The sequence below is a fragment of the Tsukamurella sp. USMM236 genome (assembly GCF_037148755.1).
Lineage (GTDB): Bacteria > Actinomycetota > Actinomycetes > Mycobacteriales > Mycobacteriaceae > Tsukamurella.
The window spans coordinates 565,721-586,095 of the sequence record NZ_JBBCSS010000002.1 but is presented as its reverse complement, the minus strand read 5'-3'; the positions used below and the strand labels follow the sequence as shown (position 1 = coordinate 586,095).

General features: G+C 72.8%; 22 protein-coding genes. 11 read left to right on the top strand and 11 right to left on the bottom strand.

The window, feature by feature from the left end; genetic code table 11:
* Nucleotides 1-18: 18 nt before the first annotated feature.
* Nucleotides 19-510 carry a DUF3093 domain-containing protein gene (locus WFK95_RS08745; RefSeq protein WP_336670464.1) on the bottom strand — a complete coding sequence of 164 codons (492 nt, stop codon included), beginning with the start codon at nucleotides 508-510 and terminating at the stop codon, nucleotides 19-21.
* A 23-nt stretch (nucleotides 511-533) separates the two neighbouring features.
* Between WFK95_RS08745 and dut the strand changes: the two genes are divergently transcribed.
* Together dut and WFK95_RS08735 are read left to right on the top strand one after the other, a co-directional pair.
* Entirely contained in the window at nucleotides 534-995 is a 462-nt protein-coding gene (dut, locus tag WFK95_RS08740) for a dUTP diphosphatase (protein WP_212553016.1), read from the top strand.
* A 39-nt stretch (nucleotides 996-1,034) separates the two neighbouring features.
* Complete coding sequence (locus WFK95_RS08735) at nucleotides 1,035-1,856, top strand: DUF3710 domain-containing protein (RefSeq protein WP_224645708.1); 822 nt, start codon at nucleotides 1,035-1,037, stop codon at nucleotides 1,854-1,856.
* Here WFK95_RS08735 and WFK95_RS08730 read toward each other — a convergent pair.
* Nucleotides 1,840-2,538 carry an alpha/beta fold hydrolase gene (locus tag WFK95_RS08730; RefSeq protein WP_336670463.1) on the bottom strand — a complete coding sequence of 233 codons (699 nt, stop codon included), beginning with the start codon at nucleotides 2,536-2,538 and terminating at the stop codon, nucleotides 1,840-1,842. The genes WFK95_RS08735 and WFK95_RS08730 overlap by 17 nt on opposite strands.
* Nucleotides 2,539-2,625: 87 nt before the next feature.
* Between WFK95_RS08730 and WFK95_RS08725 the strand changes: the two genes are divergently transcribed.
* Genes WFK95_RS08725 through dxs form a run of 3 tightly spaced genes read left to right on the top strand, consistent with a single transcriptional unit; the run spans nucleotide 2,626 to nucleotide 6,479 of the window.
* Entirely contained in the window at nucleotides 2,626-3,318 is a 693-nt protein-coding gene (locus WFK95_RS08725; RefSeq protein ID WP_336670462.1) for a DUF3159 domain-containing protein, read from the top strand.
* The gene (locus tag WFK95_RS08720; RefSeq protein ID WP_336670461.1) at nucleotides 3,302-4,504 is read left to right on the top strand and encodes a class I SAM-dependent RNA methyltransferase; all 1,203 of its coding nucleotides are present in this window, start codon (nucleotides 3,302-3,304) and stop codon (nucleotides 4,502-4,504) included. The genes WFK95_RS08725 and WFK95_RS08720 overlap by 17 nt, the downstream gene beginning before the upstream one ends.
* Before the next feature lie 40 nt (nucleotides 4,505-4,544).
* Nucleotides 4,545-6,479, top strand: coding sequence for a 1-deoxy-D-xylulose-5-phosphate synthase (gene dxs, locus WFK95_RS08715; RefSeq protein WP_224645704.1), 1,935 nt, complete (start codon nucleotides 4,545-4,547; stop codon nucleotides 6,477-6,479).
* 16 nt (nucleotides 6,480-6,495) lie between these two features.
* Here the strand turns inward: dxs and WFK95_RS08710 are convergent, their stop codons facing one another.
* Both WFK95_RS08710 and WFK95_RS08705 read right to left on the bottom strand, forming a co-directional pair.
* Complete coding sequence (locus WFK95_RS08710) at nucleotides 6,496-7,716, bottom strand: HRDC domain-containing protein (protein ID WP_336670460.1); 1,221 nt, start codon at nucleotides 7,714-7,716, stop codon at nucleotides 6,496-6,498.
* 8 nt (nucleotides 7,717-7,724) lie between these two features.
* Nucleotides 7,725-8,342 (bottom strand): DUF3000 domain-containing protein, encoded by a 618-nt coding sequence (locus WFK95_RS08705; protein ID WP_336670459.1) that lies wholly within the window; start codon nucleotides 8,340-8,342, stop codon nucleotides 7,725-7,727.
* 95 nt (nucleotides 8,343-8,437) lie between these two features.
* On the opposite strand from WFK95_RS08705, the gene hemE reads away from it, so the two are divergent.
* From hemE to hemQ, 3 genes are read left to right on the top strand one after another with little or no spacing between them, the layout of a single operon-like run.
* Nucleotides 8,438-9,511 (top strand): uroporphyrinogen decarboxylase, encoded by a 1,074-nt coding sequence (gene hemE / locus WFK95_RS08700; RefSeq protein WP_336670458.1) that lies wholly within the window; start codon nucleotides 8,438-8,440, stop codon nucleotides 9,509-9,511.
* Nucleotides 9,508-10,773: a protoporphyrinogen oxidase gene (hemG, locus tag WFK95_RS08695; protein ID WP_336670457.1), complete on the top strand. Its 1,266-nt coding sequence runs from the start codon at nucleotides 9,508-9,510 to the stop codon at nucleotides 10,771-10,773. Before hemE ends, hemG begins: the two co-directional genes overlap by 4 nt.
* Nucleotides 10,774-10,806: 33 nt before the next feature.
* Nucleotides 10,807-11,508 carry a hydrogen peroxide-dependent heme synthase gene (gene hemQ, locus WFK95_RS08690; RefSeq protein ID WP_336670456.1) on the top strand — a complete coding sequence of 234 codons (702 nt, stop codon included), beginning with the start codon at nucleotides 10,807-10,809 and terminating at the stop codon, nucleotides 11,506-11,508.
* An 18-nt stretch (nucleotides 11,509-11,526) separates the two neighbouring features.
* On the opposite strand, the gene msrB is transcribed toward hemQ, so the two are convergent.
* From msrB to WFK95_RS08670, 4 genes are all read right to left on the bottom strand, one after another.
* Nucleotides 11,527-11,952, bottom strand: coding sequence for a peptide-methionine (R)-S-oxide reductase MsrB (gene msrB, locus WFK95_RS08685; protein ID WP_224645698.1), 426 nt, complete (start codon nucleotides 11,950-11,952; stop codon nucleotides 11,527-11,529).
* 9 nt (nucleotides 11,953-11,961) lie between these two features.
* A complete protein-coding gene (locus WFK95_RS08680) occupies nucleotides 11,962-13,221 on the bottom strand; it encodes a glycosyltransferase family 87 protein (protein ID WP_336670455.1) in 1,260 nt (419 codons plus the stop codon).
* Between the two features lie 73 nt (nucleotides 13,222-13,294).
* Nucleotides 13,295-14,848, bottom strand: a complete 1,554-nt coding sequence (locus WFK95_RS08675) for an alpha/beta fold hydrolase (protein WP_336670454.1) — start codon at nucleotides 14,846-14,848, stop codon at nucleotides 13,295-13,297.
* Between the two features lie 36 nt (nucleotides 14,849-14,884).
* On the bottom strand, nucleotides 14,885-15,496 hold the full coding sequence (locus tag WFK95_RS08670) for a dihydrofolate reductase family protein (protein WP_336670453.1): 612 nt from the start codon (nucleotides 15,494-15,496) through the stop codon (nucleotides 14,885-14,887).
* A gap of 59 nt (nucleotides 15,497-15,555) precedes the next feature.
* On the opposite strand from WFK95_RS08670, the gene zapE reads away from it, so the two are divergent.
* The gene (gene zapE / locus WFK95_RS08665) at nucleotides 15,556-16,581 is read left to right on the top strand and encodes a cell division protein ZapE (RefSeq protein WP_336670452.1); all 1,026 of its coding nucleotides are present in this window, start codon (nucleotides 15,556-15,558) and stop codon (nucleotides 16,579-16,581) included.
* 244 nt (nucleotides 16,582-16,825) lie between these two features.
* On the opposite strand, the gene WFK95_RS08660 is transcribed toward zapE, so the two are convergent.
* Genes WFK95_RS08660 through WFK95_RS08650 form a run of 3 tightly spaced genes read right to left on the bottom strand, consistent with a single transcriptional unit; the run spans nucleotide 16,826 to nucleotide 19,555 of the window.
* On the bottom strand, nucleotides 16,826-17,131 hold the full coding sequence (locus WFK95_RS08660; protein ID WP_304941267.1) for a metal-sensitive transcriptional regulator: 306 nt from the start codon (nucleotides 17,129-17,131) through the stop codon (nucleotides 16,826-16,828).
* A 5-nt stretch (nucleotides 17,132-17,136) separates the two neighbouring features.
* Nucleotides 17,137-19,332 carry a heavy metal translocating P-type ATPase gene (locus tag WFK95_RS08655; protein WP_443081545.1) on the bottom strand — a complete coding sequence of 732 codons (2,196 nt, stop codon included), beginning with the start codon at nucleotides 19,330-19,332 and terminating at the stop codon, nucleotides 17,137-17,139.
* Between the two features lie 43 nt (nucleotides 19,333-19,375).
* Nucleotides 19,376-19,555 (bottom strand): hypothetical protein, encoded by a 180-nt coding sequence (locus WFK95_RS08650; protein WP_336670450.1) that lies wholly within the window; start codon nucleotides 19,553-19,555, stop codon nucleotides 19,376-19,378.
* A gap of 105 nt (nucleotides 19,556-19,660) precedes the next feature.
* Between WFK95_RS08650 and WFK95_RS08645 the strand changes: the two genes are divergently transcribed.
* Nucleotides 19,661-19,834: a hypothetical protein gene (locus WFK95_RS08645; protein WP_336670449.1), complete on the top strand. Its 174-nt coding sequence runs from the start codon at nucleotides 19,661-19,663 to the stop codon at nucleotides 19,832-19,834.
* 7 nt (nucleotides 19,835-19,841) lie between these two features.
* Nucleotides 19,842-20,360 (top strand): CGNR zinc finger domain-containing protein, encoded by a 519-nt coding sequence (locus WFK95_RS08640; RefSeq protein WP_336670448.1) that lies wholly within the window; start codon nucleotides 19,842-19,844, stop codon nucleotides 20,358-20,360.
* The last annotated feature ends 15 nt before the right edge of the window (nucleotides 20,361-20,375 follow it).

Here is a 20,375-nt window from a genome sequence, read left to right as displayed (position 1 = left end):
TCCGCGGCGGCCCGCTCGCTATCCGAGCGTGGTCGCGGCGGGGATGAGCGCGAGCATCTTCTCCGGATGCCGCGTGGAGACCATCCAGTACGGCGTCGGATCGTCGGGGTCGTCGAGGACCACGACGATCATGGTCTTGATCCAGCCGCGGTGGTACACGAACGCCGCGGGATCGAGCTGGCGGCCGAGCGCCGCGCTCTTCGCCTCCGCCGGCACGGCCGCGGCGCGGGAGATCAGGTCCAGCGGGAGGTGGGCGTTGCCCGCCCACAGCTCACCGTCGCGCACGCCGACGCTGCCGCGGCCCATCGACCAGAGCAGCACCGCGATCACGGCGACGATCAGCACGAACGCGCCGATCATCCAGTCCCCCCACTTCGCAGCGAGAGTCACCTCGAAACACAGCAGACCCGCCACGACCGCTCCCGCGAGCCACCAGTACCACGGCACCGTCAGCCTCTCGGTGTAGCCGTTCTCCGGCTTCGAGGTCTTCACTGTTCGATCGTCCGACACGGCTTCAGCGTAGTCTGCATCCCATGGTGAGCCAGATACCCCTACTGCGGCTCGACGAGGGCCTCCCACTCCCCAAGCGCGCACATCCCGGCGACGCGGGCGTGGACCTGTACTCGACGACCGACGTGCGGATCGAACCCGGCGCCCGCACGCTCGTCGCCACCGGCGTGGCGATCGCGCTGCCGCACGGCACCGTCGGCCTGATCCACCCCCGGTCCGGCCTGGCTGCGAAACACGGTCTCACCGTGGTCAATACGCCCGGCACCATCGACGCCGGCTATCGCGGCGAGATCAAGGTGTGCCTCCTGAACACCGACCGCGAGACGGCCGTCGACATCAAGCGCGGCGACCGCATCGCCCAGTTGCTGGTGCAGCGCGTCGAGTTGCCCGACTTCAAGGAGGTCTCGTTCCTCGACGAGACGGTCCGCGGCGCCGGCGGCTACGGCTCGTCGGGCGGCCACGCCAGCCTCGAGTCCTCCCACTGATTCACCACCGAACCCCCGAAGACCCAAGGAGCACCGTTCATGGCCCTCGGCCGCCGCAAGTCCAAGCAGCGCAGCACCGCGAGTGTCGACCCGTACGCCACGATCGGGCAGCCGGAGCACCACACGGCGCCGGTCCCCGCGGACGACGACGAGGCGCAGGAGCTCGGCACCGGCGCCGGCCCGTACGACCTCAACTCCCTGGAGAGCACCGAGGGCCTCGACGACGGCCGGCTCGATCTCGGCTCGATCATCCTCGCCATGCCGCCGGAGTCGCAGCTGCAGGTCGAGATGAGCCCCGAGGGCGTTCCCGTCGGCGTGCACCTCGACACCCCCGTCGGCCGGATCACGCCGGGCGTCTTCGCGGCGCCCAAGTCGGGCGGGCAGTGGCGCGAGGTGGTCACCGAGCTGGCCGATTCACTCCGCGAGAACGGCGCCCAGGTCGCGATCGAGGACGGCCACTGGGGCCGCGAGGTCGTCGGCACCCAGCCCGACGGCGTGCTCCGCTTCATCGGCGTCGACGGCCCGCGGTGGATGGTCCGCATCGTCGTCGCCGCGCCGCTCGAGAACGCCGATCAGGCCGCTCAGCTCGCGCGCGCCATGCTCGCGGAGACAGTGATCCGCCGCGGCATCGACCCGCGCCCCGCCCGCGACCACCTGGAGATCGAGCTCCCCGCCGAGCTGGTGCAGCAGCTGCAGGAGGCCATGGCGGCCCAGCAGGCGCAGCAGGAGCAGGCCGCTGCGGCGATCGCCGCGCAGGTCGCGCAGCGCGCCGCCGCCGAGGGCCCCGCAGCCCTGCGGCAGAGCAATCAGGACCGGCTCACCCAGGGATCCGCGCTGACCCGGCTCAACAACCAGCAGTAAGGCCGTCGAGCCCCGCCCGGCCCAGGACGGCCGGGTCGGGGCCGAGGTCCGCGAGGTCGACCACGACCGCGGAGGCGTTGGGGATCGCCGCCGCCCACGTGCGCGCCGTGGCGACGGGGTGGATCAGGTCGCCCTCCGCGCCGACCACGACGGTGCGCGCGACCAGTCCGCCGAGCGCGGACTCCGTCGGCGCGGCGAACCCGGCCGCCTCCCGCAGGGCGGGCGCGAGGAAGTCGCCGTGCGCGGCCCAGGAGCGGCTCAGCTCCCGCGCCAGCCACGGCGGGCTGCCCGCCCGCATCCGGGCGATCGCCTCGGCCGCGCCCACCTCGTCGACGACGTCCGCGGTCACCCGCGCCGACATCGCCGCGGGTACCTCCGGCCCGGCCGCGCCGCACCACGGCGGCAGGGTGAGGACGAGCGTCGCATCGGCGTCGGGGTGCTCGAGCGCCCAGCCCGCGGCGACGGCCGAGCCCAGAGAGACCCCGCAGACCAGCAGCGGTCCGTCGGCGGCGGCCGCGTCCAGCGCCGCGCGGTATCCGGCCACCACCGACGGCGGCGTCGCGTCGACCGCCATGGTGCGCGCGCACAGCGCGGTGAGCGGCGCGAACGCGCGGAGCGCGAAGTCGGCGTCCGAGCCCGAGCCCGGCAACAGGACGGCGGTGGTGTGCGCGGGGAACTGCATGCGCCGAGCATGCCAGGATGTCGCCGCGCCGCGGCGGGGGCACCGACGGCGGACGGCCGCCGGCCCGCCGCCGCGTAGTGTGATCGTGTGAAAGATGGTGCAGAGCAGGAGCCGGACACGGCGGCGGACGACGCCCCCGAGCCCTCGATCAAGGATCAGGTGCTCGACCAGATGGGCGGCTGGCAGGGCATGGTGTACTCCGCGCTGCCGGTGATGGCCTTCGTGCCCGCGAACGCGGTCTGGGGACTCAAGGGCGGTGCCATTGCGGCCCTCGCCGTCGCGGCGCTCGTGGCCGTGGTCCGCGTCGCCACCCGCACCTCCATCCAACCGGCGATCTCGGGATTCTTCGGCGTCGCGGTCTGCGTGGTGATCGCGATGATCGTCGGCGGCAACGGCAAGGGCTACTTCCTGTACGGCATCGTGATGCAGGCCGTCTTCGCGGTCGTCTTCGCGGTCTCGCTGGTCGTCCGGTGGCCGCTCGTCGGGGTGCTCTGGCACCTCTTCGACGAGCGGAAGAAGGATGCGCCCGGCGCGGAGGGTGCGGGCGCCGGCCACGACTGGCGCGCCGACCGGCGGCAGTACCGCGCCTTCGCGTGGCTGACGGTGCTGTGGTTCGCCATGTTCGTCGTGCGGTTCGCCGTCCAGTTCGCGCTGTACCAGAACGACGACGTCGGCGGGCTCGGCGTCGCACGTATCGCCATGGGCTGGCCCATGTTCGCCGTCGGCCTGCTTATCACCTTCCTCGTGGCCAGGAGGACGACGCATGCTCGCGCCGAATGATCTGCTCGAGCTGACCTGCGGCGCACCGGGGCACGGCGGCTTCGTCGTCGCGCGGTACGACGGCCGCGCCGTCTTCGTGCGCGGAGCGCTCCCCGGGGAGACCGTCCGCGCCCGGGTCACCGAGGTCAAGAAGTCCTACGCCCGCGCGAGCACCGTCGAGGTGCTCGAGGCCTCGCCGCACCGCGTACCCGAGGCGTGCGCCGCGGCGGCCGCCGGCGCCGGCTGCTGCGACCTGACTTTCGCCGCCCCGGCCTACCAGCGCGAGCTCACGGCGGCCGTGTTGCAGGACCTCCTCGTGCGCTTCGGAGGCTTCGAGCCCGATGCGCTCGAGCCGACCGTCGAGCCCCTGTCCGACGGGCTCGTCACCGGCTGGCGGCACCGCGCCCGCCTCGTCGCGGACGCCGACGGCCGCCTCGGGCAGCACGCCCACCGCAGCACCGCGGTGATCGTCGCGCCGTGTGCGCAGCTGCCCGACGCGCTGACCGACCTCGCGGCGGGGCTGCGCGCCGAGCCCGGAACCGAGGTCGCCCTCGTCCTCGACGACGCGGGCGCCGCGCACGCCGCGGTGCCCGCGCGCCGCGGCCGCCCAGCGAAGGTCCTCGCCGGCGCGCCCTTGGCCGAGTACCGGGTGGGCGCGCGGTCCTGGCGGATCCCCGTCGGGGGCTTCTGGCAGGCGCACCGCGATGCGGCGTCCCGGTACGCCCAATGGGTCGCCGCCTACACGGGACGGTACGGGGGAGAGCCCGGCCGCGCCTGGGACCTGTACGGCGGCGCGGGCGTCCTCGCCGGCGCGCTGGTCGACGAGGGTTTCGCGGTCGACGTGGTCGAGACCTCCGGCGGTGCGATCGCGGCCGGCAGGCAGTCCCTCGCGGACGAGCCCGTGGCGTTCCACCGCGGCGACGTCTCGTCCCGCCTCAAGGGCCTCCCGTCGCCCTCCGTCGTGGTCCTCGACCCGCCCCGCGCAGGCGCCGGCGCAACGGTCGTGACGGCGATCGCGGCGGCCGGTCCGCGGGCGATCGTGCACGTCGGTTGCGATCCGGCGGCGTTCGCACGCGACGTCGGCGCCGCGTGCGAGAACGGCTATCGCGTCGCTGAGCTGGACGCATACGACGCCTTCCCGGGAACGCATCACCTCGAGGCGTTCGCGGTGCTGGTGCCGGGGCGCGAAAACCGTCGCGGCCGGTAAAGTGGCAAAGGCACCTCTCACGGGAGTAGACACGAGGGATATGAACCTGCTGCGCACCATCGAGTCCCCACGCGACCTGCGTCGGCTGGACCAGGATCAGCTCACCGAGCTGGCCGGGGAGATCCGTGACTTCCTCGTGGAGAAGGTCTCGGCGACCGGTGGGCACCTCGGCCCGAACCTGGGCGTCGTCGAGCTGACGATGGCGATCCACCGCGTGTTCGATTCGCCGACCGACCCTGTGCTCTTCGACACGGGTCATCAGGCGTACGTGCACAAGATCCTCACGGGCCGGCGCGACGGTTTCGACACCCTGCGTCAGGCCGGCGGCCTGTCCGGGTACCCGTGTCGCGCGGAGTCCGAGCACGACTGGGTCGAGTCCTCGCACGCTTCGGCGGCCCTGAGCTACGCCGACGGCCTGGCGAAGGCCTTCGCTCTCAAGGGCGAGCAGCGCACCGTCGTGGCCGTGGTCGGCGACGGCGCTCTGACCGGCGGTATGTGCTGGGAGGCGCTCAACAACATCGCGGCGTCGGACCGCCCCGTCGTCATCGTGGTCAACGACAACGGCCGCTCCTACGCGCCCACGATCGGCGGCCTCGCGACGCACCTGTCGGGCCTGCGCACGCAGCCGGAGTACGAGCGACTGCTCGGCGAGGCGCGGGCGCGACTGCGGAAGATGCCCGTGGTCGGCGAGCCCGCGTACTCGTTCCTGCACGGCATGAAGGCCGGCATCAAGGACATGGTGAGCCCGCAGGCGCTGTTCGCGGACCTGGGCCTCAAGTACGTCGGCCCCATCGACGGGCACGACGAGCTGGCCCTCGAGGCGGCCCTGCGCCGCGCCAAGGATTTCGGCGGCCCCGTCGTCGTGCACGCGCTCACCCGCAAGGGGAACGGCTACGAGCACGCCGAGAACCACGAGGCCGACCAGATGCACGGTATCGGCGTGATCGACCCCGCCACCGGCCTGCCGGTCGGGGGTGCCGCCGGCGCCCGCGACTGGACCTCGGTCTTCGCGGAGGAGCTGGTCGCGCACGGCGAGCGCCGCGACGACGTGGTCGCCATCACCGGCGCCATGGCGGAGCCGACGGGCGTCGCGGACTTCGGCCGCAAGTTCCCCGACCGCATGTACGACGTGGGCATCGCCGAGCAGCACGCCCTGACCTCCGCCGCCGGCCTCGCGCTGGGCGGCATGCACCCCGTGGTCGCCCTGTACGCCACGTTCCTCAACCGTGCCTTCGACCAGCTGCTCATGGACGTCGCCCTGCTCGGCCAGGGCGTCACCGTCGTCCTGGACCGCTCCGGCGTCACCGGACCGGACGGCGCGAGCCACCACGGCATGTGGGACCTCTCGCTCGCCGCGATCGTCCCCGGCCTGCGCGCCGCGGTGCCCCGCGACGCGGCCCGTCTCCGCGAGGAGTTCGCCGAGGCCCTCGCCGTCGACGATGCTCCGACCCTGATCCGCTACGGCAAGGGTGCGGTGCCCGCCGACCTGGAGGCCGTGCGCCGCCTGCCCGACGGTGCCGACGTGCTCGTCGAGGACGGCGACGGCGCCGCGGACGTGCTGATCGTGGCGGTCGGTGCCTTCGCCCACGTCGCGGTCGACGTGGCGACGCGCCTGCGCGATCAGGGCATCTCGGCGACCGTCGTCGATCCGCGGTGGGTGCTGCCGGTGCCGGGGTCGATCGTCGACCTGGCCCGTGCGCACCAGCTGGTCGTCACGCTCGAGGACAACGGCGTCGCGGGCGGTATCGGTGCGTCCGTGACCGCCGCGCTGCAGCGCGCCGAGGTCGACGTGCCGACGCGCGTCCTCGGCATCGAGCAGAGCTTCCTCGATCACGCCTCCCGCGGCGAGATCCTCACCGACCTGGGGCTCACCCCGTCGGAGATCGCCTTCCGGATCACCGGCTGGGCCACCGCGTGCGCGCACGTGACGGTGCCCGCCGAGAAGGCGCAGGCAACGCCGGAACAGGTGCGCTGACGCGGGTCCGGATCGGTCAGGCGGAGGCGAGCGCGGCCGCGACGGCGGCGACCGTCAGCCGCCGCTGCCAGTTCCGCGCGCCCGAGGCGGCGAGGGCGTCCTCGACGGCGTCGGAGCCGCGAGCCGTGCCGTCCCAACACAACTGACGGACGGCGTCGGTCGGAAGCAGGTTCTCCACCGGCACCGCCACCTCGTCGGAGATCTCGGCCAACGCGGCGCGGACCTTGGCGAGGCGCTCGGCGGCCTCGGGGTTCGACTTCGCCCACCGGTTGTTCGCGGGCACCCCGTTGCGGGGGCCGTGCAGCGGGGGGAGTGAGGCATCGGGGAGCGCGTTGGCCCGGTGGATCGCCCCGAGCCAGCGCTTCGCCGACCGTCGCATCCGCGGTCCGCCGAAGACCGGCAGCGCGGTCAGCTCGGCCTCGGTGGTGGGATTCTTCGCGGCGGCGTTGACGATCGCGGCGTCCGGGAGGGTGCGCCCCGGAGCGACGTTGCGCTGCTCGGCCATCTCGTCGCGGGCCATCCAGAGCTCCCGCGCGCGGGCCAACTGGCGCCGGTTGCGCAGCGTGCTCAACCCCGAGAGGCGACGCCACGGATCGGGCTTGGGCGCCGGGTCCGGGCGGGTGCGCTCGTACTCGAACTCCTCGAGCGCCCACTCCAGCTTCCCGGCGTCCTCGAGCCGCTCGTAGGCCTCGTCGCGCAGGTCGACCAGCACCTCGACGTCGAGCGCCGCGTAGTTGAGCCAGTCGTGCGGCAGCGGACGGGTGCTCCAGTCGGCGGCGCCGTGCCCCTTCGCCAGCGCGTAGCCGGTGTACTCGGAGGTCATCGCCGCGAGGTTCACCCGCGGCGCGCCCAGCAGGCGGCCGGCGAGCTCCGTGTCGAACAGCTCGTCGCACTCGAAGCCGTCGTCCCGCAGGCACGGCAGGTCCTGGTCGGCGGCGTGCAGCACCCACTCGACGCCGCGCATCGCCTCGATCACCGGCGCGAGGCCCTCGGGCTCGTGGATCGGGTCGAGCAGGAACAGCCCGGAGCCGGACCGCTTGATCTGGATCAGGTAGGCGCGGGAGGAGTACGTGAAGCCCGACGCCCGCTCGGTGTCGACTGCGACGGGGCCCGTCCCCCGGCGCAGTGCGGCAGCGCACTCCGCGAACTCCTCGACGGTGGTGAGGGGCTCGGGGACGCCCTCGGCGGGTTCGGTGAGCGGAATGCCGGGGACCGGTTCCGACGAGGCCTTGCCCACGGCGGCGCCTACGCCGAGCCGAGCCGGGTGATGCCGGCCGGGGGGAGCCCGGCGGCGGTCTCGAGCACCGCGCAGAAGGCCTCGACGTGGCCCGACAGGTCGTCGCCCAGCGGCGTCCACGAGGCCCGCAGCTCGAGCTGGTGGGCGCGCGGGGGGCCGGCGATGTCGCCGTAGCGCACGGACGCGGTCGCGGTGACGGTGCCGCCCAGCGCGGTCACCTCCTGGCCGCGCTCGGCGAGCGCGTCGGTCAGCCAGCTCCAGGCGACCTCGGGGAGCAGCGGATCCGACGCCAGGGACTCGTCGACCTCGGACTGCACGTACGCGACCAGCCGCATCAGGCCGTTCCACGCCTCGTGGCCGTGCGGGTCGTGGAGCAGGATCAGGCGCCCGAAGGTCTCGCCGTCGGAGTGCTCGGGCACCACATCGGTCTCGGGCGCGCGGACCTCGGCGCCGAGCGCGTAGCTGTACGGGGCGAGTCTCTGCGGGGGCCGGATGCTGCCGATCTCGATCTCGGGGCGGATCGTCGCCGTGTGCAGGGACTCGACGGCGACGCGGAACGACTCCGGCTCGGCGCCGCGCGTTCCCGCACCGCCCGCCGCTTCGTCACCCGTTCCTGGTTGGCTCACAAACCGTGACCGTAGCCGCTCGGAAGGCCTCACAGGCGGAGGCGCGCCGCGGGCCTCGGCCTGCGGGCGCGGAGGTCATGACATGATCGTTGACGATGAGTAACGAGGATCGATCGACGACGGCCGCGGCGACGGCGTACCCGCTGCTCGACGCGGCGGCGGGGCGCACTCCGGAGCACCGCCCGGTGTGGTTCATGCGGCAGGCCGGGCGCTCGCTGCCCGAGTACCGGAAGGTGCGCGAGGGGGTCGGCATGCTCGAGTCGTGCTTCCGCCCCGACCTGGTGTGCGAGATCACGCTGCAGCCGGTGCGCCGGCACCGCACCGATGCGGCGATCCTGTTCTCCGACATCGTGGTCCCGCTCAAGGCGGCCGGCATCGATCTCGACATCGTGAGCGGGATCGGCCCCGTCATCGAGCAGCCGATCCGGGACGCCGCGGCCGTCGCGGCCATGCCGAAGCTCGACGCGGCGCAGGTCGAGCCGATCGCCGAGGCCGTGCGGATGCTGCGCGGCGACCTGCCCGCGGGCGTCGCGCTCATCGGCTTCTCGGGCGCGCCGTTCACGCTGGCCTCGTACCTCGTGGAGGGCGGGCCCAGCCGCAACCACGAGCGCACCAAGTCGCTGATGTACACCCAGCCCGAGACGTGGCACGCGCTGCTCGACGCGCTCGCCGACATCGCGATCACCTTCCTGCGGGTCCAGGCCGACGCCGGCGCGCAGGCCTTCCAGCTCTTCGACTCCTGGGCCGGCGCGCTCTCGCTCGCCGACTACCGGCAGTACGTTCAGCCGCACTCCGCCCGCGTCTTCGCGGCGCTCCGCGAGAGCGCTCCGACGCTGCCCGCCTTCCACTTCGGGGTCGGCACGGGCGAGCTGCTCGGCGCCATGGGCGAGGCCGGCGCCGACGTCGTGGGCGTCGACTGGCGGGTCCCGCTCGACGTGGCCGCCGGCCGCGTCGGCCCCGGCAAGGCGCTGCAGGGCAACCTGGACCCCGCCACCCTGATGGCCGACCGCGACACCATCGACGCGCAGGTCCGGCGCGTGGTCGCCGACGCCGACGCGGCCCTCGCTGCGGGCGCCACCGGGCACGTCTTCAACCTCGGTCACGGAGTGCTCCCGTCGACCGACCCGGACGCTCTCACCCGCGTCGTGGAACTGGTGCACGCGCTATGAGCAATGTCGCCGTCGTCGGGGCGGGCATCTCGGGACTGGTCGCGGCCCTGCGCCTGCAGGAGGCGGGCGCGCGCGTCACCGTCTTCGAATCGGGCAACCGCGTGGGCGGCAAGCTGCGCTCGGAGACCATCGGCGGGGAGCGCCTCGACGTGGGCGCCGAGGCCTTCGTGCGCCGCCGCCCCGAGGTGATCGACCTCGCGACCGAGCTCGGTCTCGCCGACCAGCTCGTCGAGCCCGCCGGGCGCCGCCCGGCCCTGTTCGCCGACGGTGCCCTCCGCGGAGGCTTCGGCCGCACGGTGATGGGCATCCCGGGCGACGCCGACGAAGTGCGGATCCCGTTGCGCTGGAACCCCGGCGCCGACGCGTCGATCGGCGCGCTGGTCCGCTCCCGGCTCGGCGACGAGGTCGTCGAGCGCAGCGTCGACCCGATGGTGGCGGGCGTCTTCGCCGCCCACGCCGACGATGTCTCGGTGCGCGCCGCGCTGCCCGCGCTGGCCGCCCGCCTCGACGAGGGCGCCGCATCGCTCGGCGAGGCCGTGCGCGACGTCCTCGGCGAGCCCGACGACAGCCCCGTCTTCGGCGCCTTCCGCGGCGGTTATCAGCAGCTGCTGGATGCGCTCGCCGAGCGGCTCGGCGACCGGATCATGCTCGGCGCGCCCGTGCCCGAGGTGCGGCCCGGCTGGAGCCTGCGCGGCTCGATGTTCGACGCGGTCGTGCTCGCGGTGCCCGCGCCGCAGGTGGGTCGCCTCGTCGGGCTGAGCCTGCCGGAGCTCGGCGCGGCCGTGGGGTCGATCCCGGCGGCCAGCTCGGCGCTGGTGACGATGCGGCTGCCCGAGGACGTCGAGCTGCCGGACCTCTCCGGCGTGCTGGTGGCGAGCCGCGAGCAGGTCAGCGCCAAGGCGCTGACGCTGTCGGGCCGCAAGTGGGATCACCTCCCCGGCGGCACGGTGCGGCTGTCCTTCGGGCGGCTCGGCGTCAGCCGGATCGTCGACGACGTCGACGCGGGCCTGGTCGCCGCGGCGCGGGACGACCTCGCGAACGTGCTGGGGATCGCCGCAGAGCCGACCGCCACGCACGTGCAGCGCTGGTACGAGGGCATCCCCGTCTACCTTCCCGGCCACCGCGATACCCTCGCGGCGATCGAGGCGGCCACGCCGAAGGGACTCGCCCTCGCGGGCGCGTACTTCGACGGTGTCGGGGTGCCCGCGTGCATCGCCCGCGCGGAGGCCGCGGCCCAGCGGGTGCTGGCCGACCTGTCCTGAGTCGGTCCCGCGCGCGGGACTACGATCGACGGCATGGCCAAACTGGATTACGCGGAGCTCAATTCGACCGTCCGATACCTCATGTTCTCGGTGTTCTCGATCTCGCCGGGGGAGTTGGGCGACGACGAGCAGCGGGCCGCGGCGGCCACCGAGGCCGAGGCCTTCCTCGCGAAGATCCAGGAGGGCGACCTGGTGGTCCGCGGCGTGTACAACATCGCCGGGATGCGCGCCGACGCCGACTTCATGATCTGGTGGCACGCCGAGAAGCTCGAGGACCTGCAGGCCGCGTACAACGACTTCCGGCGCAGCACCGCGCTGGGACGCGCGAGCGACCCGGTGTGGTCGAACACCGCGCTGCACCGTCCCGCGGAGTTCAACAAGAGCCACATCCCCGCGTTCCTGGCGGGGGAGGACCCCGGCGCGTACATCTGCGTCTACCCGTTCGTGCGCAGCCTCGAGTGGTACCTGCTGCCCGACGAGGAGCGCCGCAAGATGCTCGCCGATCACGGCCGCGCCGCGCGCGGCTACCCGGACGTGCGCGCGAACACCGTGCCCGCGTTCGCCCTCGGCGACTACGAGTGGCTGCTCGCCTTCGAGGCCCCCGAGATGCACCGCATCGTCGACCTCATGCGCGACCTGCGCGCCACGGATGCCCGCCGGCACACCCGCGAGGAGACGCCGTTCTTCTCCGGGCCGCGAACGGACGTCCGCGCGCTCCTCACCGCTCTGCCGTGACGGTGGGCCGGGCGGGGCTCACGCCTCGTCCGGCTCCAGGCGCATGGAGATCGAGTTGATGCAGTAGCGGAGGTCGGTGGGGGTGTCGTAGCCCTCGCCCTCGAAGACGTGGCCCAGGTGGCTGCCGCAGTTGGCGCACAGCACCTCGACGCGCCGCATGCCGAGCGAGGTGTCCACCCGCTCGATGATCTTGTCGCCCGCGAGCGGCGAGAAGAACGACGGCCAGCCGCAGTGCGACTCGAACTTCGCGTCGGAGCGGAACAGCTCCTCGCCGCACGCGCGGCAGCGGTAGACGCCGGACGTCTTGGTGTCGGTGTACTCGCCGGTGAACGGCGCTTCGGTGCCCGCCTGCCGCAACACGCGGAACTCGGGCGCCGAGAGGCGCTGCCGCCACTCCGAATCGCTCAGCTGCAGTTTGGGCTTGGGAGTACTGGCCTCACTCATGCCTCCACGCTAACCGCGCGCGGCGGATGGTGCCAGCTCGTGCTTGCCGGGCTCCTCGTCGGGCGGGAGCGGCCGGTCGATGCCCTCGTCGAGCCGGTTCTCGGCCTTCGCGTCGAGGTAGCGGAAGAGCAGCACGCAGAACGGCACGATGATGAGCAGCGACCAGCCGAGGGTGCACTTGAGATACGCCAGCGACCGCCCGAACGCGGGCCATTTGCCGGAGAGCCAGTTGTCGTAACTGAGGAAGCCGTAGACCGCGACCCAGGACACCCAGTTGCCCATCACCGAACTGCGGTAGACCACCGTCATCAGCATCGGGAACAGCAGCATCGAGTAGTAGCCCTGTCCCAGCGAGCCGACGAGCCACGACATAGTCAGCAGAGTGCCGGTGGAGGTCGCCAGCCACAGCAGCTCGTTGCTCTTGCGGTAGTACTTCCAGAGCAGCCACAGCGTGACCAGGGCCATCACGACCACGGCCGCGCGGAGGAAGTAGTCCAGCCACGGGGGCAGCCCGAAGTACTGCGCGTTCCCGGCGATCGAGCTGTTGTAGTAGTCGCGTGCACCGCTGAGGTACGGCAGCGTCTTGTGGAAGAACTCCGTGCGGTCCGCGGAGAGCGCCATGCCCGCGCCCATCAGGACGACGGGGATGCCGATCGCCGTGATCAGCGTCTTCCACTGCCGGTTGACGATGATCAGGACGAGCATCACGGCGAGCAGCGGCTTCACCGCGAAGGACAGCCCGAGCGGGACGCCCGCCCACAGGTCCTTCCGCTTGAGCAGCAGCGCCATCGCGGCCACCTCGGCGAGCAGGACGAAGCAGTTGAAGTTCGTGTAGACCAGCGTGCTGGTCACGGCCTCGGTGGTCACCGCGAAGAACAGGACCACCGGCGCGACCACGGAGTTCAGGCCGTAGCCGAACATCCGCAGCAGGATGTACAGGGCGAGCAGCAGCGCGATCGCGCTCAGTCCCACGAAGATGTAGCGCGCGGTCTCCGGATCGAAGTATCCGAACGGCGCCATGAGCAGCGTGCCCGACGGCGGATACAGGTAGTGCGGATCGACCGTGTCGTAGTTCTCGGTGTAGACCGCCTCGTGGCGCAGGAAGCGCACCGCGGCCGCGTAGACCGTGGTGAAATCGTCGGTCTTGTTCCCGTTCGGGACCAGGACGATCAGCCGCTGCAGCAGCGTGAGCAGGGCGAGCGGCCACAGGATGGCCTTGACCACGAGGCCGGGATCGGACTTCATCCGGGCGAGGGCGACTGACGACACCGCTAAACCGTACCCAACGCCGCGGCGGCCGCCGGGAGGCCCGCCCGCCTCACGCGGCGCGCGGGGGCGCAGATCACGCGGGACAAGCGCGCGTCGACGGGGCGTCGAGGCGGTCCAGGTACCCGATCAGCGACTTCTGCACGCACGACGACCGGATCACGGCACCGTCGCCGATCCCGGCCCAGGTGACGGCCGAGGGCTGCGCGCCGACGACGGTGAGCTGGCCCGTCAGGGTGTCGAGCGCGGTGCGCGCGGTGAGCGGGTCGGCCGCGGAGGTGGCGACCGCCGCCTTGACCCCGAGGTCGGTGAGCTTCGGCGGGGCCGTCATCGTCGGCCACGCCGCGCAGGTGCCGAGGTCGAGCGCGGTGGCGGCGCCGAGCCGGAACTCGGGGCCCCACTTCCGCGCGGACGCGATGATCTGGTCGGGGGAGGCCTTGGTGACGGCGTCCGAGCACCGTCCGACGAACTGGCCGTCGGTGCCGAGGGCCTCGTCGGCCGTGCGGAGCAGGGCGCGCAGCGGCCCGGCGTCGCCGGACCGGGCGCCCTGGAGCGCGGTGGCGAGGCGGGTGATGCGCGCGTCGCGGTCGCCAGGGCCGATGCCGAGGGTGACCACCACGGCCCGTCGGACATCGGAGTCGGTGACGGAGCCCAACCGGCCCGCCGCCGCGTCGTCGATGATCCCGCGCACCGCGCCGGCCGGATCCGCGCCGAGGGCGCACGCCGGTCCGCACTGCTCAGCGAAGGCGTCGACGGTGGCGGAGGTGCCGCGTGCGGCGTCCTCGGCGCGCTGCAGCTCGGTGCCGCCGTACCGGACGGGGGAGTCGAGGATCAGGCGCGCGACCTGCTTGGGGTGCTCGGCCGCGTAGGCGAGGGCGGTGGTGGAGCCGTCGCCGACGGCGAGCAGCCCGAGCGCCGGGACGTTCCACGCGGTGCGCAGCTTCTCGAGATCCTCGGCCGCGGCGGGCGCGGTGAAGTCGGAGATCGTGTCGGCGTACGCATCGCCGCACGTCGTCGACGCCTTCTGCGCGGACTCACCGATCTCCGCCACCCGTGCCTCGAGGCTCTGGCCCGCGGTGCCGCCGGTACGGAGCACGGCCTGATCGCCGGCGGTACGGCAGGTGAGCGCCCCCGACGTCCCGATGCCGCGGCGTTCGACGGCGACCACCGGGCGGTTCGCCAGCACGGGGCTGTCGCCGGAGGCGAGGGTCGCCAGGGCGCGCTGGCCGGTGAACTCCGTCCCGCCCACCAGGACGAGCGGGGCCGCGGTGTCGGGGGTGCCGGGCACGCTGGCCCGCGTCACCGAGAGCTTGAGGGGCGCCTCGGCCTGGCCGACGCCGACGGTGAGCGTCGCGCACTCCAGGGTGGCGTTCGCCGCGGGCGGGGTGCCGTACCGGGTGGCGATCCGGCTCGTGCAGTCCTGCCAGGCGAGCGGATCCTTCGCGGAGGCCTTCCACTCCGGGCCCTGGGGCGTGGTGTTCGCCGAGGCCGACGGTGCGCCGCCGCCCTTCCCGAAGTCGGTGACGTAGTCCGGGGTGGGCGCCGGGACCGGGGCGCAGGCGGACACGGCGACGATCGCGCCGACGGCGATCCCGGCGGCGGCGAGGGCTCGGGTGCGCGCGGAGGGCATGCCGTTCACAGTAACCAGATCACGGGGCGCGGGCCGTCAGCGCGCCCACCGCGTGTAGAGGAAGCCCTCGTCGTCGCCGAGGACCGGGCCGCGTTGCCAGTGGCCGAGCGGCAGGTCGGGTCCACGGACGATCCGCGCGCCGTCGCCGCCTACGAGCACGGGTGCGACGGTCAGGCACAGCTCGTCGACGAGGCCCGCGGCGAGAAGCGCGCCCAGGACGCCCGGACCGCCCTCCGCGAGGATCCGGCGGTGGCCGCGGGTGTACAGATCGTCGAGCACCGAGCGCAGGTCGACGGATCCACCGTTCCCCGAGTAGACGATCGGTTCCGCGCCGCCCGCCGGGTACAGGCGCTCGGTGCGCGGGATGCTCCCGCGCGTCACGATGGCCAGCGCGGGGTGCGCGGGTGTGCCGTAGTCCTCGTCGCGCACCGTCGCCGCGCCCACGAGGACCACGTCGGCGGCGGCGCGGAGGGCCGCGAACACCCGACGGTCGCCGTCCCCGCCCAGGCCGCCCGACCTGCCCGCCGCGGTGGACGACCCGTCGAGCGAGCTGATCATGTTGGCGCGCACGTACGGTCGGCCCTCCGCGAGCGGGTGCGCGTAGGCCAGGGCGAGGGCGGCGTCGTCCGCGGGCAGTGAGTCGATCACGTCACGACCGTAGCGCGGGATTTTTCGACCGCGACGACCAGCGGATATGATCACGACTCATGACGCTGCATCTCGTGGATCGCAACCCGACGGTGACGCCGGAGCAGATGGTGGAGCAGCTCGTTCCGCCGGAGATGTTCAGTGAGGTCAGCTTCGACAGCTACATCCCGGACCCGAACGAGCCCACCCAGGCCGCCGCGGTCCAGACGGGCCGGGCCTTCGTCGCGGACGTGGTCAAGCTCTCGAAGCAGCGGAACAAGAAGGGCCTGTTCGGGCGCAAGAGCACCCCGCCGCACGGCGTGGGCCTCTACCTCGACGGTGGTTTCGGCGTCGGCAAGACGCACCTTCTGGCGTCGATCTTCCACAGCGTCCCGTCGCCGAAGTCCTTCGGCACCTTCGTCGAGTACACCCACCTCGTGGGAGCGCTCGGCTTCAACCAGTGCGTCGAGTACCTGGCGAACCACAGCGTGATCTGCATCGACGAGTTCGAGCTCGACGATCCGGGCGACACGATGGTGATGTCGCGACTGCTCACCGAGCTGGCCGCCCGCGGCGTGTCGATCGTGGCCACCTCGAACACGCTGCCCGGGCAGCTGGGCGAGGGCCGGTTCGCCGCGCAGGACTTCCTCCGCGAGATCAACAAGCTCAGCTCCGTGTTCCAGTCGGTGCGCGTCGACGGTCCCGACTACCGGCACCGCGACCTGCCGCCCGCGCCCGACCCGCTCACCGACGAGGAGCTCGTCGCGGTCGCCGAGTCCGATCCGACCGCCACGCTCGACGACTTCGACGCGCTGTCGGACCACCTGTCCAAGCTGCACCCGTCGCGGTACAAGCAGCTGGTGGAGGGGATCTCCAAGGTCTGCATCCGCGGGGTGCATCCGGCCGACAACCAGACCGTCGCGCTGCGCATCGTGGTGCTCGCGGACCGGCTCTACGACGCCGGGATCCCGGTGCTCGTCTCGGGCGCGAAGCTCGACGAGATCTTCACCCCGGAGATGCTCGCCGGCGGTTACCGGAAGAAGTACCTGCGCGCGACGTCGCGCCTGCTCGCGCTGTCGCGCTTCGCCTCCGCCGACGCGCGATAGCCCGAAGCCCGCGATAGCCCGAAGCCGGCGGGCTCCAGCCCGAAGCGACGGGCGATAGCCCCGAACACACCAACACCCGCCCGGTGATGTGTGGGCCGGGCGGGTGCATGGGTGAGGGTGTCGGAGTGTGAGACGCGTCTCACTTCGCTGACAACAGTCACTGTACGGGAACGCTTTGCTGCGGGGAAGAAGGTTCGCGCATTCCGACGGGCGGAACTGTGACTCCGCAACGTGCGCGAGTGGTTCAGCGCGTGAACCGGGCGATCGCGTCCGTCGCCTCCTTGAGCTTGGCCGCGGTCTCCGCCTCGTCGCCCGAGCGGGCCGCGTCCACGACGCAGTGGCTCATGTGGTCCTCCAGGAGGCCGAGCCCGACGGCCTGGAGCGCCTTGGTCATGGCGGAGACCTGCGTGAGGATGTCGATGCAGTACTTCTCCTCCTCGACCATCCGCTGCAGGCCCCGGGCCTGCCCCTCGATGCGGCGCAGCCGCTTGAGGTACTCGTCCTTGTCGGACATGTAGCCGTGGTGCGCGTGGCCGGCGTCGGTGGTCATGGGGTTCAGTATCCCTTCTGGGGTCGGAAACTCCGCAGCCGCAGGCTGTTGCTGACCACGAAGACGGAGGACAGCGCCATCGCGGCGCCGGCGAGCATGGGGTTGAGCAACCCGGCCGCGGCCAGGGGGAGCGCCGCCACGTTGTAGGCGAAGGCCCAGAACAGGTTGGCCTTGATGGTGCTTAGCGTGCGGCGCGAGAGCCGGATCGCGTCGACGACGGTGCTCAGGTCGCCGCTGACCAGGGTGAGGTCGGCCGCCTCGATCGCGGCGTCGGTGCCCGTGCCCATGGCGATGCCCAGGTCGGCGGTCGCGAGGGCCGCAGCGTCGTTGACGCCGTCGCCGACCATCGCCACGGCCCGGCCCTGTGCCTGGAGCCGACGCACCGCGTCCACCTTCTGCGCCGGCAGCACGTCGGCGATCACCTCGTCGACCCCGACCTGCGCCGCGACGAACCGCGCCGCGGGCTCGTTGTCGCCGGTGAGCATGATCGGGCGCAGCCCCAGGCCGCGGAGCCGCGCGATCGCCTCGCGCGAGGTGGCCTTGACCTCGTCGGAGACCACGAGCACGCCGCGGGCGGCGCCGTCCCAGCCGACGGCGATCGGGGTCTGTCCCCGGAGCTGGGCCTCGTCGAACGCGGCGCGCAGGTCGTCGGGCAGGGGCATCGCTGCCTCGTCGAGCAGGCTCGGGCGCCCGACCGTGACGGCGCGCCCGCCGACGACCCCGCGCACGCCGAGCCCGGGCACGGCGACGAAGTCGTCCACGGCGCCGACGGGTGCGGGGGCGGCCCTGACGACGGCGCGGGCGATCGGGTGTTCGGAGGCCGCCTCGAGCGCGGCGGCGACGGCGAGCACGTCGTCATCGGTCTCGCCGGGGGAGACGTGCACTGCCTGCAGGGTCATGACGCCGGTGGTGACGGTCCCGGTCTTGTCGAGCACGACGGTATCGACGGCGCGGGTGTGCTCCAGCGCCTCGGGGCCCTTGATGAGGATGCCGAGCTGGGCGCCGCGGCCCGTGCCGACGAGCAGGGCCGTCGGAGTGGCCAGGCCGAGGGCGCAGGGGCACGCGATGATGAGCACCGAGACGGCGGCCGTGAGCGCCATCGACGCGGGCTGCCCGGTGCCGAGCCAGAAGCCCAGGGAGCCGACGGCTATCGCGAGGACGATCGGCACGAAGACACCGGAGATCCGGTCGGCGAGCCGCTGCGCCTTGGCCTTCCCCGCCTGCGCGTCCTCGACGAGGCGGCCCATCTGCGCGAGCTGGGTATCGGCGCCGACGCGGGTGGCGCGCACCACGAGGCGGCCGCCGGCGTTGACCGTCGCGCCGGTCACCGGATCGCCGGCGCGCACCTCGACGGGCGTCGCCTCACCCGTGAGCATCGAGGCGTCGACGGCGGACCGGCCGGCGACGACGACCCCGTCGGTCGCGACCTTCTCGCCCGGCCGCACGACGAACTCGTCGCCCACCGCGAGCGCGCCGATGGGGACGAGAGTCTCGACGCCGTCCCGGAGCACCGTCGCGTCCTTGGCGCCGAGCTCCAGCAGGGCGCGCAGCGCCGCCCCGGCCTGCCGCTTGCTCCTCGCCTCGAAGTAGCGTCCGGCCAGGATGAACGTGGTGACGCCGGCTGCTGCCTCCAGGTAGATGTTCGCGGTGCCGTCCATCCGCTCGATAGTGAACGTGAAGGGGTGCGTCATGCCGGTGACGCCGGCGGCGCCCCAGAACAGCGCGTAGACCGACCACCCGAACGCGGCCAGGACGCCGATCGACACGAGGGTGTCCATGGTGGCGGTGCCGTGCTTGAGGTTGGCCCACGCGGCCCGGTGGAAGGGGAGCGCGCCCCACACCACCACCGGCGAGGCCAATGTCAGCGAGAGCCACTGCCAGTAGTCGAACTGCAGCGCGGGGATCATCGCCATGGCGATCACGGGGACGGTGAGCGCGGCGCTGATCAGCAGGCGGCGGCGCAGTGCGTCGGTGGGCTCATGGGTGCGTCCGGCGGGCTCGTCCTCGGCGCCGCCGCCCGGCGGCGCGGGCACGTGTGCGGCGTACCCCGCCTGCTCGACGGTGTCGATGAGGACGGCGGCATCGGTGCCCGCCGGGGCGAGCACGTGCGCCTTCTCCGTGGCGAAGTTGACCGTGGCGGTGACCCCGTCGAGCTTGTTCAGCTTGCGCTCGATACGGTTCGCGCACGACGCGCAGGTCATGCCCTCGATCGCGAGGTCGACCGCGGTCTCGGACGACCGGGCCTCAGTGGCCACCGTGACCTCCCTCCGCCGTCGACGGTGCGCCGGCGTGCGGCCCGGGTCCCTCGGCCGACGGCCCGACGGCGGCTCCCACGGCGAACGCGGCGCCGAAGACGACGGCCAGGCCCGCCGCGAACGCGCCTATCGTCACCAGGGGATTCATCGCCTCGCCCGCCTTTCGCATCGGTACACCCTACTATACCCCCCTAGGGTACGAGCGACGTGGTCGCGCGGACGCTCGCGATGTAATGGTTGAAACGTCGAATGAGCCGGTCGCACGCTGAACGGCATGAACGAGAACGAGACGCGGATCCACGCCTGGGAGACCGAATCCCACCACCCGACCAGCGAGGGGGTCGTGATGTACCAGCGCTGCGCCTGCGGCGCGTGGCGGATCAAACTCGTCGGTCGAACCGCCGAGGTGCCCGTGTCGCAGCCCGAGATCACCGCCCGAGCGGGATGATCGACGCGTGCAGTTCGACCACGACAACATGACCGGAGTACGGCTCTCCGTCGACCTGGTGAATCTTCGGGCCGACGGCGAGTGGACCCAGGACGCTGTCGCCGCAGTGCTGCGCGACCACGAGATCCGCCGGATCGAGCTGGACGACGACGCGGTGAGCGGTCTCCATGACTGGGCCGAGCTGCTGCGCCCGCCCTTCCTCACGACGAACATCGAGGACCGGTGCGCCGCGGTGAACCGGCTCCTCGCGGACGGGACCGCCGGGATCTACCTCACGGCCCACGACGACTGGCGGCCGCACCTGCACTTCACCCCGGAGACCGAGTCCCTGCTGAGCCGGGTCAAGGCGGTCACCGCGGGCGGGCTCGCCGTCTTCACCACCGAGGCCGAGGGGGCGCGGCTGGGCGCCTGCGCCCGCGAGGGCTGCCCGAAGGTGTTCGCCGACACCAGCCGTGGCGGTCGGCAGTCGTACTGCTCGCCGCGCTGCGCCAACACCGACGCGGTGCGCCGGCATCGTCGGGCCTGACCGAATCCCGGACCC